Below are 17,760 nucleotides of genomic sequence, written 5' to 3'. Positions count from 1 at the left end.
CCGCCATTGTCACTTGAGGCGTTCCTCGATGCGCTCCCGCATCGAGTCCATCGTGAAGCCGCGCGGGTCGACCTTGCCGGGCTGCCACTCCAGGTGGCCGATGACCGAACGCTCCGTCCAGCCGTGGTGGCGGCAGATCGCCGCGGAGACCTTCTCGATGGCCTCCAGCTGCTCCTCGGGCCACGGGTCCTCGCCGTCGCCCATGTTCTCGCACTCGAAGCCGTAGAAGTGGCGGTTGCCGTCGGTGTTCGCCTCGTTGTCCGGGGGCAGGCGCTTCTCGGCGATGACCGCGCGGAGCACGTCGTCGTCGCCGAGGCCCGCGTGGTTGGCGCGGCCGTACCCGACGAGGTGGACGCGGCCGTCCTTGGTGATGACGCCGTGGCAGAGCGGGCCGGGGAGCGAGGCGGAACCGTCGCGACAGATCTCCACCGTGCGCTCGCTGCCGGAGGTCACGGTGTGGTGGATGACCACCCCGTGGACGGGCCCCCAGGGGCCCTTGTGGTTGCGGTTGTGATGTTCCCAGTCGCCGACTTCGACGACGGTCACGCCTTCGTCTCGCAGGATGTCGAGGAACCGGCCCGCGGACATGGGTGAGGCCATGGCCGCCTCCTTTGCAAGGCGCGACGGCCGCCGATCGCGGGCCGCCTCGTACGCCCTGCTTGTACCGGAGTTCCGGTGCCCGGACCAGCTGTTCGGAACCGATCCGAGGCCTGTTCGGACACCGTGCGAGCCGATCCGGTCAATTGGCGTGCAGGAAACCGTCTCCGTGGGTCGCGATGTGGGACTCCAGGGCCTGCAGCGCCTGCTGCGTGTCCTGCGAGGAGCCGGTGCCCCTGCGCTCCGCGTAGTACGCCGCGCCGAGCTTCTTCAGGAGGGCGTCGCCCGCGCGCTTCTCCTGGACGTCGTCGATCTTCTGCTTGCCCTGGTTGAGGGCCTGCTGGGCCTGCTCTTTCGCGCGATCCAGGAAGCCTGCCATCGCTCTCTCCTGCCGGTCGGTGCGGGTGGTGCGGTATCGGGTCCAACGGTTTCGCGGATCTTGTGGTTCCCCCGTCCCCGCCGGGGTCGGGCGGGGGTCGTGGCTAGGCGGTGAGTTTGCGCATGAGGCGTACTCCCTCCGACGGCTTCATGTGCGGGAGGTAGGCCTTGCCGATCGCGCGGGTGATGCTGGGGAGGGCCGTCGGGTCCGGGTAGCACATGTACATGGGCCGGTACTCGGGCTGGAACTTCGCCTTGAAGTTGAGCAGCGAACGGAAGCCGTAGACGGGCTCCAGAGCGCGGCCCGCGTGGTCGAGGAGGCGTTGCAGCGCGGCGGGCGGCTCGCCGGTGCCGGAGCGGGCGAGCGGCGCACCGGAGAGGCTGAGGAACTGCGCGCCCTCCTCCTTGAAGCCGAGCGCCGCGGACGCGATCAGGAACTCCATGGAGCCGCGGAACCCGTCGGAGCGGCGCCGCATGAAGTCCAGGGTCCAGCCCACCGGCCGGGCGGCGGCCCCGTCGGCCGCTTCCCGCGCGTCCGGCTGTGCGGAGTCTCCGTAGACCGGCATCCAGCTGGTGACGCCGTGCACGGTGCGGTCCCCGTCGACCGCGACGAGGCAGCGCACGTGCGGGTCGTCGAGCTCGTCGAGGCCGCCGAGCGTGAAGCCCATCTCGGGGAGTCCCTTGTCGGCGACCCACTCCTCGGAGATCGAACGGATCTGGTCGGTGAGCGCGATCGGCGCCCGCGGGAAGGTGTGCCACTCCGCCGTGATCCCCTCCTTCTTGGCCTTGTTCAGGGCGGTGCGGACGTCCTGCCACTTCTTGCCCGTGAAGGCCAGCTCCGGCAGCGGCACCACGGTGTCCTCGGCGACCTGCACAGAGCTCCAGCCCAGCGCGTCCGTGCGGGCCTTGGCGTCCGCCGTCACGCTGTAGAAGCAGGGCGTCAGGGCGTGCCGGTCGCAGTACGCGGCGAAACCCTCGATCGCGTCCCCGCGCGCGGACTCCTCCCCGAACGGGTCGCCCGTGGTGAGCGCGACCGTCGAGTGCACCCGGTAGGCGACCGCCGCCCGGCCGTCCGCCGAGAACCAGTAGCGATTGCCCGGCCACGTCGTCAGATAGGAGAGCGTGGAGCCGCCGTGCGCGGCGAGCAGGGCACGCGCGCGTGCGGCGGCGCCCGGGTCCGGGTGCAGCAGGGGACGCCGGAACGCCACGAAGAGGGCGATCAGGGTGACCACCCAGAAGAGCATGCCGCAGTACTCGTAGAGGGCCAGGGCGGTGCCGCCGACCGGGACGGGGGCCTGTCCCCGGAAGAAGAACGGTTCGTAACTCGGCGGCAGGAACTGCGTCGGCAGGCCCGAGACGAGTCTTGGGAACGTCGCGTCGGGCGTGTACTGGTCGCGCACCGCGTAGCCGACGCCCACGTACGTGCCGCAGGCCAGGAGCAGCGAGCCGCCGACGATCCCCGCGAGCCACGTCACGGTGGCGCGCGAGAGGCCCTGCTCGAAGCGTCTCCGGGTGAACAGGAGCAGCACCAGGACGAGCAGCGGGAGCAGCATCTGCTCGACGACGGCCTGGATCATCGCCGCCTTCTGGTCGGACAGATCGCTGCCCTCCAGGACGTACCGGTCGGGGTGGGAGGCGATGTCGCTCAGGAGGTACGCCATGAGCCCGAGCCACACCAGCTGCGCGGCCACCGAGATCCGCCAGGAGAGCCGCAGGCCCCGCCGCAGCCCTTCGGCGAGCACGAGCAGCAGCAGCGGGATGGCGATCCCCATGAGCATCGCGGGAGAGCCGTAGAAGTGGTCCTGGGCGTGGACGCGGGCGCAGTCGGAGCTGCCCGCGTCCACGCAGGCGTCCGCGATGTCCCGCGCGCTCGGCCCGCCGGACACGTACAGGTCGAGGACGTTGAACGGGCCGAACGAGTCCTTGTAGAGGGTGGCGATGAGCGGGCCGACGGCGGAGGCGGCCACCACCAGGGCCACCAGGACCCGTCCCTCGCCGTGCGAGGCGTGCGGCATCCGTATGCGGTGCGTGTCCCCGTGCGCGAGGGCGCCGAGACCCAGGCCCACCACGACCGCGGACAGGCGCAGCACGCCCTGCAGATGTCCTACGTACAGGACGAGCATCAGTGGGAACACGATCAGGCCCAGCTGGAGCCTGCGCCGCCACAGGGCGTCGAGGCGGTAGCTCAGGAAGGCGCCGACGGCACACGCGCCGATGCCGGGTGTCGCCGTCAGATTCCGGGAGAGGTCGTGCAGCCAGTCCTCGCCCGCCAGCGCGCCCAGCTTGACGATGCCGGTGCCGAGCAGCGAACCCAGCACCTGGCCGAGGAAGAGGACGACACCCGTGCGCACGGAACCCATGCGCTGCTCGGCCGCCGAGCCGAGAAGCAGCAACAGCAGTGTCGAACCGATGTAGTTGCCGATCCCCGGGCACCACAGGATCGAGGTGAGCGGCGTCCACCAGCGGCCGGCGGCGAGCGCGGGCACGCCCACGCCGACGTCGTTCAGGAGCGTGCCGGACGGGCCCGAGCCGAGGCTGCGGGTCAAGGCGCTGACCGACCACAGCGCGACGACGACGAAGACGGTCACCGGTGCGCGGCGGACCGGCTCGAACGCCCGGCCGACGGCGCGCAGCAGGCGCATCGGGCCGTGCTCGCCCGGCGGCGCGAGCGGCGCCGCCGGCTCCCGCTCGCCGGGGTCGGCGGAGGCCGCGGAGGTGGTCATTTCCCGAGCCCACCAGGGAGCGGAGCCCGACACCTCCCGAGTTGGGCCGAACGAGTGGAAAGCCCCTCCTGCCCCGCGGGAGGGTGATCCATTCCCCCTCGTTTGTGTAATGGCGCGGACACGTTCCGTGCTGGAAGGGTGGGGCGCGCAGATGACCGCAGGTATCCGGGAGGGCAAAGCCAATGTCGGTAGGCGAAGAGATCCGTTCCGAGTCGGAGCAGCCGCAGCAGAGTCTCGGCACGTCCGCCGCACGGAATCTGGCCACCACCACCAAGTCCGCGCCACAGATGCAGGAGATCAGCTCACGCTGGCTGCTGCGTACGCTGCCCTGGGTCCAGGTGCAGGGTGGCACGTACCGGGTGAACCGAAGGCTGAGCTACTCGGTCGGTGACGGTCGGGTGACCTTCGTGAAGACGGGCGACCGCGTGCAGGTCATCCCCGCGGAGCTCGGCGAGCTGCCCGTGCTGCGGGACTTCGACGACCAGGAGGTCCTCGGCGAGCTCGCGCAGCGCTGCCAGCAGCGGGAGTTCGCCGCGGGAGAGGTCCTGGCCTCCTTCGGCAGCCCGGCGAACGAGGTGTTCCTGCTCGCGCACGGCCGCGTCGAGAAGGTCGGCACGGGTCCTTACGGGGACGACACCGTCCTCGAAACCCTCGCCGACGGTGCCTACTTCGGCGACCAGGCGCTCGTCGACTCCGAGACGATCTGGGAGTACACCGCGCGTGCGGTCACGGCGTGCACGGTCCTGGCCCTGCCCCGCCAGGACGTCGAGCAGATCGCGGAGCGCAGCGCACCCCTCCGGGACCACCTGGAGCGGCTGCGCGCGCTTCCGGCGCAGCGCACCAACGGCTTCGGCGAGTCCCCCATCGACCTGTCGGCGGGCCACGTCGGCGAAGCCGTGCTCCCCGGCACCTTCGTGGACTACGAATCGGCGCCGCGCGAGTACGAACTGAGCGTCGCCCAGACCGTCCTGCGCGTCCACACGCGCGTGGCCGACCTCTACAACCAGCCGATGAACCAGACCGAGCAGCAGCTGCGGCTGACGGTCGAGGCGCTCAAGGAGCGCCAGGAGCACGAGCTCGTCAACAACCGCGAGTTCGGCCTCCTCCACAACTGTGAGTACGACCAGCGGATCCAGCCGCACGCCGGTGTGCCCAGCCCGGACGACCTGGACGAACTGCTGAGCCGCAGGCGCGGATCCAAGCTCTTCCTCGCGCACCCGCGCGCGATCGCCGCGTTCGGCCGTGAGCTCAACAAGCGCGGACTCGTCCCGGAGACCATCGACATGAGCGGCACCAGGATCCCCACCTGGCGCGGCGTGCCGATCTTCCCGTGCAACAAGATCCCGGTCACCGACGCCAGCACGACATCCATCATCTGCATGCGTACGGGCGAGGAGGAGCAGGGCGTCGTCGGCCTGCACCAGACCGGCATCCCGGACGAGATCGAGCCGAGCCTGTCCGTCCGGTTCATGGGCATCAGCGAGCAGGCGATCATCTCGTACCTGGTGTCGACCTACTATTCGGCCGCGGTGCTCGTGCCCGACGCGCTCGGCGTCCTGGAGAACGTGGAGATCGGTCGCTGGAGTTGACCCCGGGGCTGTGTCCCCGGCCGCGGCACGGGGTACACCCCCTCCGTACGCGCCCACACGCCGAGGAACAGCCACCGTCCGCATCCTTCCCGGGGTGAGTCCATGACGGACGCGACGACGGACACGGCAGGCACGGTGGATACGGCAGGCACGGTGCACGTGGAGGGGCGCATCCTGGAACCCGGCAGGCCCGGCGGGACCGGTGAGGGGCCGGAGGCCGCGGACATCCTGGCGTCGACCCGCAAGCTCGTCGACCCGGAGCTGCGCAGGGCGATCGAGACGCTGCCCGGGTCCCTGCGCAGGGTCGCGCTCTACCACTTCGGGTGGGAGTACGCGGACGGCACACCGGCCGCGGGCAGCGCGGGCAAGGCCATCAGGCCCGCGCTCGTGCTCACCGCGGCGCGGGCACTGGGCGGCGACCCCGCGGGCGCGGTGCGGGCTGCCGCCGCAGTGGAGTTGGTCCACAACTTCACGCTGCTGCACGACGACGTGATGGACCGCGACACCACGCGCAGGCACCGCCCCACCGCGTGGACCGTGTTCGGCGACGCCGACGCCATCCTCACCGGCGACGCCCTGCAGGCGCTGGCGCAGCGGATGCTCGCCGAGGACCCCCACCCGGGGGCCCCGGCGGCCGCCGCCCGCCTCGCCGGCTGCGTCATGGAGCTCTGCGCGGGCCAGCACGCGGACTGCGCGCTGGAACGCCGCGGCCCGGACGAGGTCACGCTCGACGAGTGCCTCGCCACGGCCGAGGCCAAGACGGGGGCGCTGCTCGGCTGCGCCTGCGCGCTCGGGGCGGTGTACGCGGGCGCGGAGCTCGACGAGGTCGACTCGCTCGACGGCTTCGGCCGGGAGGCGGGCCTCGCCTTCCAGCTGATCGACGACGTCATCGGCATCTGGGGCGACCCCCACCGCACCGGCAAACCCGCGGGCGCCGACCTCGCCGCCCGCAAGAAGTCCCTGCCCGTCGTCGCCGCCCTGGCGTCGGGCACACCGGCCGCGGCCGAACTCGCCGAGCTGTACGACAGGCCGCCCGGCGGCACGGAGAGCGCGCCCGAGCACGCGGCGCGGGCGGCCCTGGCCGTCGAGCGGGCGGGCGGCCGCGACTGGGCGCAGGCGCACGCAGCCGACCGGATGTCCCGCGCGATCGGCCAGCTCGCCGTGGCGGTGCCGGACCCGGAGGCGGCCGGCGGGCTGCTGGCGCTCGCGGAGTTCGTGACGCGACGTACGTATTGAACCGCCGAGCCGACCACGTACGCTGCGACCGGCGCGCAGGCGTGCAGAGCGCGCTGACGCGGAGTCGACGGGCGCGCGGTCGTGGCGGACGAACGGACAGGGGCGGGCTGTGGGTGTGGCGATCCGGAGAGCCGGGGCGGACGACCGGGAGGACGTGATCCGACTGCTCGACGCGGCGTTGGTGCACGACCCGGTGAGCAGCTGGGTCTTCCCCGAGGTGGCGCACCGGGTGCGCACGCACCGGGCGCTGATGGGCGCCTTCCTCGACATCGCGCTCGACGAGGGGTACGTCGACATCACCGAGGACGGCGCGGCGGTGGCCCTGTGGTGGTCCGTACCCGCGGGGCCGCACGGGGACGGGGAGGCCGACGACGCGGCGGAAGCGGGGTCAGCGGCGGACGCGGGTGCGGCGGACGGGCCCGCGCTGCTGCGTCGAGCCGTCGACCCGGACAACGAACGGGTCGAGGTGATCGGCAGGCTGACCGAGGCGATCCACCCGACCGACCGCGCGCACGAATACCTGCACCTCATAGCCGTGCACCCCGACCGTCAGGGCGAAGGACTCGGCACGGCTCTCGTCACGGCGGTGCTCGACCGGTGCGACCGCGACGGCCTGCACGCCTACCTGGAGGCCAGCAACGCGCGCAGCCGCGATCTGTACGCGCGCCTCGGCTTCACCTTCATGGGGACGACGCTCGACCTGCCGGACGGGCCGCCCATGTGGCCGATGTGGCGCGCCCCGCGGGCCTGAAGAAGCGCTGGTCGTAGGGCTGCCCAGCGCGCCGGGACCGGAATAACCTGGATGTATGGGCAGCGATGGGCCACAGCCCGGCCCGGCCCCGCAGGACGTGACGGTCTGCGGGGTCTGCGGAGGGCCGGTGGGTACGGCGATCAGGCGGCGCAAGGTGCTCGGGGTGTTCGTCCCCGTGTGGGGGCCCGGTCCGTGCCGCAACACGGAGTGCGAGGCGTGCGTCGTCGAGACGGACGAGAAGCCGGGGGCGGGCGCCAGGCGCTCCCGCACACGGCACGGCAGAAGGCGTGTGCCGCCCGGTGACGGGAGCAAGTGACGCGAGCGAGTAGGGTCCCACGGTTCGGTTGGTGCGGCCGTACGGGAGGGGACCTGGTGAAGGTGCGGTGGGGCGTACTCGCCCTCGTGGGCGTGGTGTTGGCGGGGTGCGGAGCCGGAACCGGCTCGGAGCCGGACGGCATCTCACCGCCCGGTTACGCGAGGGAGCCCGGCGTGCCGCGCGTGAGTACCGCGGCCGACATGCCGGAACTCCCCTTCGAGCAGTACGAGTTCAGCAGCGAGGACGACAGGCGTCTGGGCAGGGCGCGCGACCGGCTGCAGCGGCAGTGCATGCGCGGCTTCGGGTTCGAGGACTTCCCGCTCGACCCCGACACGTGGAGCGGGACCCGCATGGCGTCCGCCTTCAAGACGACGCTGGTGGCCGTGGACCCGTACGGAACGCTCGACCTCGACCGGGCCCGCCGCTGGGGCTACGGCTTGGACCCCGACCGCGCAGAAGCGCTGGAAGCGGACTTCCTGCCGAAGGGGCGGAAGGTGACCCGGCGGGAGCGCCAGGTGCTGTTCGGGCCGGAGGCGGGGGAGGGCGGCCGCTCCGTGGTGAACGGCCGCAAGGTCCCGAAGGGTGGCTGCTCCGGGGAGGCGGCGCGGCACACCGAGGCGGACGTGGCCAACCCGACGCGCATGTGGGGCTACGTACCCCGGCGGACGGAGAGGATCGCCAAGGCCGTCGCCAAGGACGAGCGGGTCCGCAGGGTGTTCCGCGACTGGTCGCGCTGTGTCGAGGACAGAGGCTTCAAGCGGTACGCGAACCCCGTGCAAGCGTCCACCGACAAGGCGTGGACGAAGGGGCGCGACGACGGCAACACCCACCGCACGGAACGCGAGTTGGGCACGGCCGTCGCCGACGTCGAGTGCAACCGGGGGCTGAACGTCACGGGCGTGTGGTGGGCCGTCACCGCCGAGAAGCAGCGCGCAGACCTGCGCCGTGACAAGTCCCGTTACGAAGCCGTGCGCGAGGACCAGGACCGGTTGAGGGCAGCGGTCCGCGAGGCGCTCGGCGAGACGGGATGATGGGCGCATGAGTGAACTCAAGGGGTCCCGGGAGTCGGAATCCGGGTCGGGTCCGGGGTCGGCGTCAGGGTGCGGATCGGGGGCGGTGGCGGCTTCGGACGCGGTGCCGAGGGCCGCTTCAGCGACCCTGCCCGGCGCCGTCGACGTCCGCGCTCTGAGCGCCCTGAGCCAGACGCACCACGGCCGTGCCGCAAGGCCGTTGGGCACGCGCGAGATCGCCGGGCACCTCGTGAAGGTGTACGCGGTCGAGGCGCCGGGTCGGGTCGTCACGGAGCGGGAGGAGGCGTCGGCGCTCCGCGTCGCAGGACCGCATCTGGAGCTCGGCCGCGCCCGTGGCTCGCTGGGGCTCGCCGTGCTCATCGTGCACGCGGGCGGTGACGGCGACTACGTCCTCGTACAGACCTGGATCGAGGCGTCCATGTCGGACCTCGCCGTGTTCCTCGGACCCGCGGGCAAGCCGGACGAGATGCGTCCCGGAAGGGTCGGTCTGGCGCCGTGCGTCTGGGAGGCGGCGGTGATCGCGCATGAGCGGGACGCCTACGTACGGAACGTGCTGGACGGGACGGGGCCGATGGCGGAGCGGCTGGCGGCGTGGGGCGCGGACGTGACGGAAGGGCACGCGCGATGACGATGTCCGGCTCCGCGGCGGCCCCCGTCGGCCGTCCCGAGCGCCCCCTCGTCCGTCCCGCCCGCCGGCCTGCGGGTGACCGGGGACCAGTAGGGGGCCGAGGGAGGTGGCAGGTGGTGCGCGGGCGCGTGATAGACACGGGGCATGACGAGCCGCGGCCGGGCGTTCGACGCCGTACTGACTGATCTCGACGGCGTGATCCGCTTCTACGAGATGGCGGAACTGGAACAGGCGGAGCGTTCGGCGGGTCTGCCGGCGGGCGCCACCGCCGAGATCGCCTTCCGGCCCGAGACCGACATGCCGTTGATGCGCGGCGAGATCACCAAGGAGCGGTGGATCGAGTCGATCGCCGACGGGCTCGCCGACCGGGTGCCCCGGGAGCGCGGGCACGAGCTCGGCACGACGCTCGCCGAGACCAAGTTCCGGGCGGATGACGCCGTGGTGGGGCTGCTGCGGCAGGCGCGTGCGGCCGGGCTGCCCGTCCTGCTCGTCACGAACGCGACGCCCTGGCTCGCCGACGACCTCGCCCTGCTCGGCCTCACGGGGCCGGACGGCTGCCTCGACGACGTGATCAGCAGCGCCGACCTCGGCATCACCAAGCCGGACCGGCGCATGTACGAGACGGCCGCGGAGCGCGCCGGTGTCGCCCCCGCCCGCTGTCTCTTCGTGGACGACCGGCAGGAGAACGTGGACGCCGCCGTCGAGCTCGGCATGACCGGTCTGCTCTACCGCGAACCGGCGGACCTGCGCGCGGCGTTGACCCCGCTGGTCTGACCGAGTCGGCCACCGGGGGCGGCTCGCAACGGCGCGCGCTCCCGCCAGCGCGCGCTCCCTACAGCGCGCGCATAACAACGTGCGCTCTCAACAGTGCGCGCCCTTAACCACAGGTGCCCTCGCCTGAGCCACAGGTGCCCTCACCTACGCGCGTCCTCGACCTACGCGCGTCCTCACCCCCGCGCGCCCTCAGCCATGCTCACCCGCCTGCGATCGAGAGTCACTTGAGGCACCATGGGAAGTAATTGACACTCAGTGTCATGTGGGGCAGTTTGTGCCGCATGAGCAATCAACGTGGCTGGACCGCAGAGCACATCCCCGACCAGAGCAACCGGGTCACCGTCGTCACCGGGGCCAACAGCGGCCTGGGCCTCGCGACCACCCGGGCCTTGGCGCGCAAGGGCGCGCACGTGATTCTCGCCGTGCGCGACGAGGCGAAGGGCCGCGCCGCGGCCGAGCGGCTCACCGCCGAGATCCCGGGCGCCGCCCTTGAGGTGCGGCGGGTCGACCTGGCGGACCTGGACTCCGTCCGGGCCTTCTGCGACGAGCTGCGCGCGGACCACGCGCGCCTGGACGTGCTGATCAACAACGCGGGACTGATGGCGCCGCCGCGGCGTCTCCTCAGCCCGCAGGGCCACGAGGTGCAGTTCGCCACCAACCACCTCGGCCACTTCGCGCTCACCGGGCTGCTGCTCGACCTCCTGGAGGCCGCTGACGACCCCCGGGTGGTGACCGTGAGCTCGCCCAACCACCGCCAGGCGGAGCTCTTCTTCGACGACATCAACGGCGACCGCAAGTACGCGCCGATGGGCCACTACAACCAGTCGAAGCTCGCGAACGCCGTCTTCGGCTGGCAGCTCCACCGCAGGCTGACCGCGGCGGGGAGCCGGGTGCGCAGCCTGCTCGACCACCCGGGCTACACCTCGACCAATCTCCAGACGACGTCACCCGCGGGCATGGTGAAGTTCCTGTTCGGCGGGATGCTGCTGCCGCTCGCCCAGAGCCCGGACCAGGGCGCGCTGCCGACGCTGTTCGCGGCGACGGAACAGGGAGTGACAGGGGGCCAGTTCATCGGCCCCGGCGGCATGGCGGAGTTGCGCGGGGCGCCGAGGACGGTGGAGCTGGCCCCCCGGGCCGCGGACGCGGAGAGCGGCTGCAGGCTGTGGGACCTGTCGGAGGAATTCACCTCCGTACGCTACGCGTTCCGCGCCACCGGCTGACGCATTCCGTCGGTTCTCCTGTTCAATGGACGGATGATCGAGAACGGATCGGCTCAAGTCGCCCTCGCGGCACGGTTCGAGGAGCACAGACCCCGCCTGAACGCGGTGGCGTACCGCATGCTCGGCTCGCTGAGCGAGTCCGAGGACGCGGTGCAGGAGGCGTGGTTCCGGCTGAGCCGCACCGAAGCGGGGCCGGACGCGGGCGAGGTGCGGAACCTGGGCGGCTGGCTGACCACCGTCGTCGGCCGCATCTGCCTCGACCTGCTGCGCACCCGGCAGTCCCGGCGCGAGGACTCCCTCGACGCGTCCGTGCAGGCCCACGGCGAGACCCACGTCCCGGACCCCGTCGTGACCCGCGCCGACATCGCCGACCCCGAACAGGAGGTGCTGCTCGCCGACTCCGTGGGCCTCGCGCTCCTCGTCGTACTGGAGACGCTGGCGCCCGCCGAGCGCCTCGCGTTCGTGCTGCACGACATGTTCGCCGTGCCGTTCGACGACATCGCGCCCATCGTGGAGCGTTCGGCGGCCACGACCCGGCAGCTCGCCAGCCGGGCCCGCCGCCGCGTGCAGGGTTCGACGCCCGCGGCGGAGACCGACGTCGCCAAGCAGCGCGAGGTCGTCGAGGCGTGGATGGCCGCCACGCGTGCCGGCGACTTCGACGCGCTCCTCGAACTCCTCGACCCGGACGTCGTGTTGCGCGCCGACACCGGCGAGCTGTCGTCCGGGCTCTCCAAGGTGGTGCGCGGCGCCGCGGCGGTGGCCGGGCAGGCCGCGATGTTCGCGGCGGTCGCCGCGGACCAGCGCATGGTGTTCATCAACGGCATGCCGGGTCTGGTCGCCCTGCCCGGCGGCGAGCCGGTCTCGCTCGGTGCCCTCACGGTCGTGGACGGCCGGATCGTGGAGATCAACATCATCGCGGACCGCGAGCGGCTGGAGGTCCTGACGCGCCCGCTGAGGGAGGGCTGAGGCGCCCGAGGGGCCACCGGGCAGCGGTGGCGGCGGCGCCCTCCCCTCCGCTGCCGCCGCTTCTGCTGCCGCCGCCGTTGGTCCGGCGCACCACGCGCAGCAGGTAGTCCTTGCGGTGGAGCGGATCGTGGTCGGTCCGCTCGCGCGTCGGGACAGTGCCTCCGCGCACCGGCCGGTAGTGGTCGAAGGCGGACTCCAACTCGCCCTCGCCCCGCGTGAGTCCGGGCAGGAGCTGTTCCAGCGCGTGCACCTGCGCCGCGGGGATGTCTCCGGCCAGCCGGGACGACGCCCCGCTCGTCGTCGGCGTGTGCGGGACGGCGCGCAGCCGGGCGAGCACGGGCAGGACCGCCCCGACCGTGTCGGCCGGCACGTCGAGCCGGAAGCGGTGCATCGGCTCGTGCACCGCCGTGCCCGCCGCCCGCAGCGCGTCCATCAGGACCAGCGGCGTCAGGTGCCGGAAGTCCCCCGCGGTGCTCGACATGCTCTTGTCGAACGTGCCGTGGGCGTGACTCTGCCGGGGCCAGTAGCCGGCGTGCGTCATCGTGACCGTGCAGTCGGGGACGCGCCAGCCGTGTACGCCCTGCTGAAGCGTCTCCCTGACCGTCTCCTCGACGGCACGGAAGAACGCGTACGGCATGGACCCGAGCTCGACCCCCAGCCGGAACTCCACCCCCGCCCCGACCGGCGCGGGCTCCACCCGCAGCCCGACCGTGGCCAGGAACGGATTGGGGTCCGTGTCGATGATCTCGTGGGCCGCGCCCGTACCGATGACCCGCTCCACGCAGATCGTCGTGGTCTCGCGGAACGTCACGTCGAGCCCGTACTCCTCGGCGAGCGTCGCCTGGACGACCTCCTTCTGCACCTCTCCGTAGAGCGAGACGGAGACCTCCTGGCGGACGTCGTCCTGTCGCAGGTCGATCAGCGGATCCTGCTCGGCGAGCTGGGTGAGCGCGAGGTGCAGGGCACCGCGGTCGGCGGCGCGCAGCGGGCTGACGACGGTTTCCAGGGTGGGCGGCGCGAAGTGGTGGGCATCTGCCCGGACTCCTTCTCGCGGTACGCCGATCACGTCCCCGATCCGGACGTCCGCGAGCCCCCGCAACGTACCGATCTGCCCCGCGCGCACCTCGGGCCGCCGCACGTTCGCGCCCTGCTCGAAGACGCCGATGCCGGTGACCTTGGCCGCACCGAGACGGTCGCGCGTGCGGACGGTGCCCGAGAACATGCGGACGTAGGCGATCTTCTCCCCGGCGGCGCCGCGCTCGACCTTGAACACCCTGCCGGACACGGGGCTGTCGGCGTCACCGCGCAGGGCGGGCAGCAACTCCCGCACGCCACGCATCAGTTCGGGGATGCCCGCGCCGGTGGCCGCCGATCCGAAGAACACCGGGTGCACGAGGGCGCGCCGGGTCTGCCGGGCGAGTTCGGTGCGGAGCCGGTCGTACGTGAGGGACGCCGGGTCGTCGACGTACGCGGCGAGGAGCGTGTCGTCGTGCTCGGCGAGGAGCTCGGTGAGCCGCGCGGTGAAGCCGTCGTCCCCCGTGAACGGGACGAAGCGCGCGTCGCGCGTGCCGATGCCGGGGACGGCCCCCATCGGGACGGCATCGGGGGTCAGGCGCTCGGCGATGTGCCGCAGCACGCCCTCGTACCGGGCACCGCGGCGGTCGGTCTTGTTCACGAAGACCAGCGTGGGGATGCGGAGCCGGCGCAGCGTGCGCAGCAGGACGCGGGTCTGCGCCTGGACGCCCTCCACGGCGGAGACCACGAGCACGGCCCCGTCGAGCACGCTGAGCACGCGCTCCACCTCGGCGATGAAGTCCGGGTGGCCGGGGGTGTCGATCAGGTTGACGGTCGTACCGTCGACGGCGAAGGAGACGACGGCGGACTTGATGGTGATGCCGCGCCGCCGTTCCAGGGCGAGCGAATCGGTCTGCGTGTTCCCGTCGTCGACGCGGCCGACCTCGTCGATGACGCCGGCGGCGTGCAGGAACCGCTCGGTCAGGCTGGTCTTACCGGCGTCGATGTGGGCGAGAATGCCCAGGTTCAGGGTGTGCGGAAGGGGTGATTGCACGTACGTCCATGTCCTTTGGAGAAGTGGGATTTCCATTCGCGTGGGACATGCACGAACGCCGCATTTCCTTCTCCTCCGCAGACGACGCCGACCTTCCGCCGACGACTCCAGTCCAACAACAGCCGCCCTCTTGCGGCAACCGATTAACCGCGCCGCCAGGCCGACTGCTCCCACACGGGGGCAGGGGCAGGGGCAGGGGCGAGTGCGGGCGTCGGCGCGGAGACCGCCTCGACCTTGTGGCGGCTCGCCAGGCGCAGGACGAGTGCCGCGTACCCGCAGAGCATCACCACGTCGACGCCCACCGCCATCCAGCCCATGTCCGCCGCCGTCTCGTCGGAGGCCAGCGCGCCGGCGATCGCCGCGGAGACGCCCATCGCCAGCAGGTTGTTGACCACGTGCAGGCCGATCGCCGCCTCAAGTCCGCCCGTCCGGACCGTGAGGACCCCCGCCACGAGTCCGAACACCACGAGGTCCGCGAAGCCCCACGGCGTGCCCCAGCCGTGCGCGGCCGCGAACAGCAGCGCCTGCGGCACGAGCGCCACCCACGGCGTGCGGCACCACGCCCCGACCGCCTGGACGAGCCAGCCCCGGAACACGTACTCCTCCGCCGACGCCTGGAACGGCACCAGCACGCACACCATCGCGAGGCCGAGCAGGAAGTCCGGCCACCCCGCCCACTCCGTCCCGCCGCCGGTACCGTCCGTGCCACCGCCTGCCGACTCGGGCAACAGCAACATGAGCCCCGACGACGCCACGACCAGCGGCAGCGCGATCACGAGGCACCGCCCGAGCCAACTCCACCGGAGCCTGCCCGTCACCGACGACAGCGTGCCCGCCGGACGTCGCTGGGCCCAGCGCGCGGCGAGGAACACCACCGGTGTGAGCAGGGCGAGCGAGAGCAGCGCGCTGCCCGTCTCGCCGATGCCGCCCCAGACGTGGAAGCCGTCCTTGTCGACGGGCCGGTTCAAGACCGCTCCCGCGATCTCACCGACCAGCAGTACCGCGATCGCCGCGACGAGCGCACCGGCGAGCACCAGACCGGTCCCGGCCACGGGGCGCCACCAGCGGTGGCGGCCGGTGGCGTGGGCGAGGCGGTGGTAGGGGAGCGGAGGAACGGGAGGGAGGGGAGGGGTGGGGAAGGGGGGATGGGTGGGGTGAGCAAGGTGTGAGGGGCGAGCGGGGCGAGCTGGGTGTTCGGGATGTTCGGGGGAGGGTGTCGCGGTCATGACCACCAGCATTCCTGCCGCGCCGGGCCGAAACGTCGGCCGCCCGCACGATCACGCTCTCCAACCAGAGATAGAGAACGCACCCCTCCGTATCATCGAGTCCGATATGGAGCGAATACGCAATTGGCTGCTGCCCGTCCTGACGGCGGCCCTGCAACTGGCCTACTGGCCGGGGCGCGCCCTGCGCGAGGACGATCCGGCGGTCGGGGCGGTCCAGCTGGTGGCGGCGCTCACCGCCGCGGCCGCGCTCACTGCGGCGCTCGCCGCACGCCGCAGGCGCCCCGTCGCCGCGGCGCTCGCCGTCGAAGCCGTCCTGATCGCGTGTCTGCCGCTCCCGCAGGACGCGACGCTCGTACACGCGCTGGGCGTACTGATCGCCCTGTACTCGGTCGCCGTGCGGTGTCCCGGGCGGACGGCGGCCGTCGTGGGACCCGTCCTCGCGGTCTGTGAGGCGGGCCGGTCGGTTCTGGTGCTCGAGCCGGGGGTCGAAGCGGCGGGCGAGGCCGCGGTCAACTGCGTGTTGTTCCTGACCGTCGTGGGGCTCGGCCGCAGCCGCCGCCGCTGGCTCGCGGGGCGGCGGACCGCGGCGCGGGATCTGGCGCGGGCCGAGTCCGAGCGGGCGCGGGCCGCGCTCACCGAACGCGAGCGGCTCGCCCGCGAACTGCACGACGTGAGCGCCCACCACCTCACATCCGTGGTCGTCACCGCGGACGCCGCGCTCCGGCTCGGCGACCGCAAGCCCGAGCTGTCGGCTCAGGCGCTTGAGTTCGCGGCGGACACGGGCCGCGAGACGTCGGCGGCGCTGCACCGCCTGGTCGCCCTGATGCGCACGTCGGCGGCGGACGAGGAGAGCCCTCTCGGCGAACGCGTCGCCGAACTCTCCGCAGGCTTCGCGCGCCTGGGCCTGCACCCCGCCGTGCGAGTGGCCCCGGAGGCGGCACCCCTGACGGGCCCCACGGCGGAGGCGGCCTTCGCCATCGTCCGCGAGGCCCTCACGAACGCCCTGCGCTACGCCCCGGGTTCGACGGTACGCATCCACATCCTGGCCGGGACCGCCGACGGCACGGTGGACGTCACCGTGGAGGACGACGGGGCGGCGGGCGGGGTGCCCGGCGGCGTTCCTGCGGCGCGGCAGCGGCTCGGGGGCGGGCGGGGGACCGTCGGGATGCGGGAGCGGGCCACCGCGCTCGGCGGCACGCTCGCGGCGGGGCCGCGTCCGGACGGCGCCGGATGGGCGGTCCGCGCCCACCTGCCGGGCGCGACGAGCCCTCTGCACCGACAGTCCGCACACCACGGCCCCGGCCCCCTGCATCAGCGGGCCCTGCAACAACGGGCCCTGCGCCACCGTGCCCTGCGCGGCCTCGATCTCTCCGACGGGGCCGTCGCGCTCGCCGTCGCCACGCTGCCCGTCTTCGCGGTCGTCGTCGAGGAGCCCACCGCCGTCGCCCTGGCCTGCGGTCCCGCCGTCGCGCACGCGCTTGGGCTGCTGTGGCGGCGCCGCGCGCCCTGGGCGGTGCTCTGCGCGGTCCTCGCCACGGCCTGGCTCGCGCCGCTCGGCCTCGCGTTCGGGCTGCTCTCGCCGGACGTGGCGCTGTGCCTGGTCGTGGCGGGGGCCGTCGCGGAGTGCGTCGCCGTGTACGCGGTGGGCGCGTTCGCGGGTCCGGCGGGTGTCACCTGGCCCGTGATCGGCGCGGCGGCCGCGGGCCTTTCCCTGTCCTGCCTCGCTCTCGCCGCGGCCGACGGCATGGCGCAGCTCGCGGAGGACGGCGGCGGCATCGGGCTCCTGCTGTTCCTCGGCGCCGTCGTCGGCGTGGCGTTCCTGCCGCCGATGGCGGCGTTCTGGGGCCTCGGCGCCGCCGTACGGACCCGGCGCGAACGCGTCAGGGCCTGGGAGGACCACGCGCTCACGGCCACGGTGTGGTCGGCGGTCGCCGAGGCGCACGAGGAGCGGCGCCGCATCGCCGTGGAACTGCGCGGCCAAGTCCTGCGGCACGCCGACGCGGTCGTCGCGCGGGCCGAGGCGGGCGACCTGGGCGGCGTCGCCACGGAGGCGCGGGCGGGCCTGTCCGCGATGCGTGAGCTGCTGGCCGCGCTGAGAGAGGTGACGGCCCCCGGCGACGTACCCGAGCAGCGGCCGCACCCACAGCCGGTGCCGGTGCCTTCCTGACCGCCCGGACCACCCGCTCCCCGACTCCCCGACTCCCTGACTCCCCGAAGAGGCACCCCAGAAGGAGGCCCCCCATCACCACCGAGCACC

Annotated in this window: 15 protein-coding genes; 10 read left to right on the top strand and 5 right to left on the bottom strand. The window is 72.8% G+C overall.

Annotated features, from left to right (window positions below):
* Positions 1-9: 9 nt before the first annotated feature.
* From DEJ48_RS12910 to DEJ48_RS12900, 3 genes are all read right to left on the bottom strand, one after another.
* The gene (locus DEJ48_RS12910) at positions 10-600 is read right to left on the bottom strand and encodes an N-acetylmuramoyl-L-alanine amidase (protein WP_150216263.1); all 591 of its coding nucleotides are present in this window, start codon (positions 598-600) and stop codon (positions 10-12) included.
* A 139-nt stretch (positions 601-739) separates the two neighbouring features.
* A complete protein-coding gene (locus DEJ48_RS12905; protein ID WP_150216262.1) occupies positions 740-976 on the bottom strand; it encodes a hypothetical protein in 237 nt (78 codons plus the stop codon).
* A gap of 103 nt (positions 977-1,079) precedes the next feature.
* Positions 1,080-3,698 carry a bifunctional lysylphosphatidylglycerol flippase/synthetase MprF gene (locus DEJ48_RS12900; RefSeq protein WP_150216261.1) on the bottom strand — a complete coding sequence of 873 codons (2,619 nt, stop codon included), beginning with the start codon at positions 3,696-3,698 and terminating at the stop codon, positions 1,080-1,082.
* Positions 3,699-3,880: 182 nt separating this feature from the next.
* Here DEJ48_RS12900 and DEJ48_RS12895 point away from each other — a divergent pair, with 182 nt between their 5' ends.
* The 9 genes from DEJ48_RS12895 to DEJ48_RS12855 all read left to right on the top strand — a co-directional run bounded on the left by DEJ48_RS12895 (position 3,881) and on the right by DEJ48_RS12855 (position 12,209).
* Entirely contained in the window at positions 3,881-5,287 is a 1,407-nt protein-coding gene (locus DEJ48_RS12895) for a family 2B encapsulin nanocompartment shell protein (protein ID WP_150216260.1), read from the top strand.
* Positions 5,288-5,389: 102 nt separating this feature from the next.
* A complete protein-coding gene (locus DEJ48_RS12890) occupies positions 5,390-6,523 on the top strand; it encodes a family 2 encapsulin nanocompartment cargo protein polyprenyl transferase (protein ID WP_150216259.1) in 1,134 nt (377 codons plus the stop codon).
* 109 nt (positions 6,524-6,632) lie between these two features.
* Positions 6,633-7,274, top strand: a complete 642-nt coding sequence (locus DEJ48_RS12885) for a GNAT family N-acetyltransferase (protein WP_150216258.1) — start codon at positions 6,633-6,635, stop codon at positions 7,272-7,274.
* Positions 7,275-7,329: 55 nt separating this feature from the next.
* Complete coding sequence (locus tag DEJ48_RS12880) at positions 7,330-7,590, top strand: hypothetical protein (RefSeq protein WP_150216257.1); 261 nt, start codon at positions 7,330-7,332, stop codon at positions 7,588-7,590.
* 56 nt (positions 7,591-7,646) lie between these two features.
* Positions 7,647-8,621, top strand: coding sequence for a hypothetical protein (locus DEJ48_RS12875; protein WP_150216256.1), 975 nt, complete (start codon positions 7,647-7,649; stop codon positions 8,619-8,621).
* A 7-nt stretch (positions 8,622-8,628) separates the two neighbouring features.
* On the top strand, positions 8,629-9,249 hold the full coding sequence (locus tag DEJ48_RS12870; protein ID WP_223832019.1) for a hypothetical protein: 621 nt from the start codon (positions 8,629-8,631) through the stop codon (positions 9,247-9,249).
* A 144-nt stretch (positions 9,250-9,393) separates the two neighbouring features.
* Positions 9,394-10,023, top strand: a complete 630-nt coding sequence (locus DEJ48_RS12865) for an HAD-IA family hydrolase (RefSeq protein ID WP_150216255.1) — start codon at positions 9,394-9,396, stop codon at positions 10,021-10,023.
* A gap of 281 nt (positions 10,024-10,304) precedes the next feature.
* Complete coding sequence (locus DEJ48_RS12860; protein WP_150216254.1) at positions 10,305-11,243, top strand: oxidoreductase; 939 nt, start codon at positions 10,305-10,307, stop codon at positions 11,241-11,243.
* Between the two features lie 33 nt (positions 11,244-11,276).
* Entirely contained in the window at positions 11,277-12,209 is a 933-nt protein-coding gene (locus DEJ48_RS12855) for a sigma-70 family RNA polymerase sigma factor (protein WP_150216253.1), read from the top strand.
* On the opposite strand, the gene DEJ48_RS12850 is transcribed toward DEJ48_RS12855, so the two are convergent.
* Together DEJ48_RS12850 and DEJ48_RS12845 are read right to left on the bottom strand one after the other, a co-directional pair.
* Positions 12,154-14,277, bottom strand: a complete 2,124-nt coding sequence (locus DEJ48_RS12850) for an elongation factor G (protein ID WP_223832018.1) — start codon at positions 14,275-14,277, stop codon at positions 12,154-12,156. The two genes, DEJ48_RS12855 and DEJ48_RS12850, sit on opposite strands and share 56 nt — an antisense overlap.
* Before the next feature lie 143 nt (positions 14,278-14,420).
* Positions 14,421-15,329 carry a CPBP family intramembrane glutamic endopeptidase gene (locus DEJ48_RS12845; protein ID WP_223832017.1) on the bottom strand — a complete coding sequence of 303 codons (909 nt, stop codon included), beginning with the start codon at positions 15,327-15,329 and terminating at the stop codon, positions 14,421-14,423.
* 280 nt (positions 15,330-15,609) lie between these two features.
* Here DEJ48_RS12845 and DEJ48_RS12840 point away from each other — a divergent pair, with 280 nt between their 5' ends.
* The gene (locus DEJ48_RS12840; RefSeq protein ID WP_150216250.1) at positions 15,610-17,670 is read left to right on the top strand and encodes a histidine kinase; all 2,061 of its coding nucleotides are present in this window, start codon (positions 15,610-15,612) and stop codon (positions 17,668-17,670) included.
* Positions 17,671-17,760 lie beyond the last annotated feature (90 nt).

Origin of the sequence: Streptomyces venezuelae, from assembly GCF_008642315.1 — a bacterium.
Classification (GTDB): Bacteria; Actinomycetota; Actinomycetes; order Streptomycetales; family Streptomycetaceae; genus Streptomyces; species Streptomyces venezuelae_D.
Note: the sequence above shows the minus strand (reverse complement) of the source record. Positions and strands in the feature narration are given on the sequence as shown.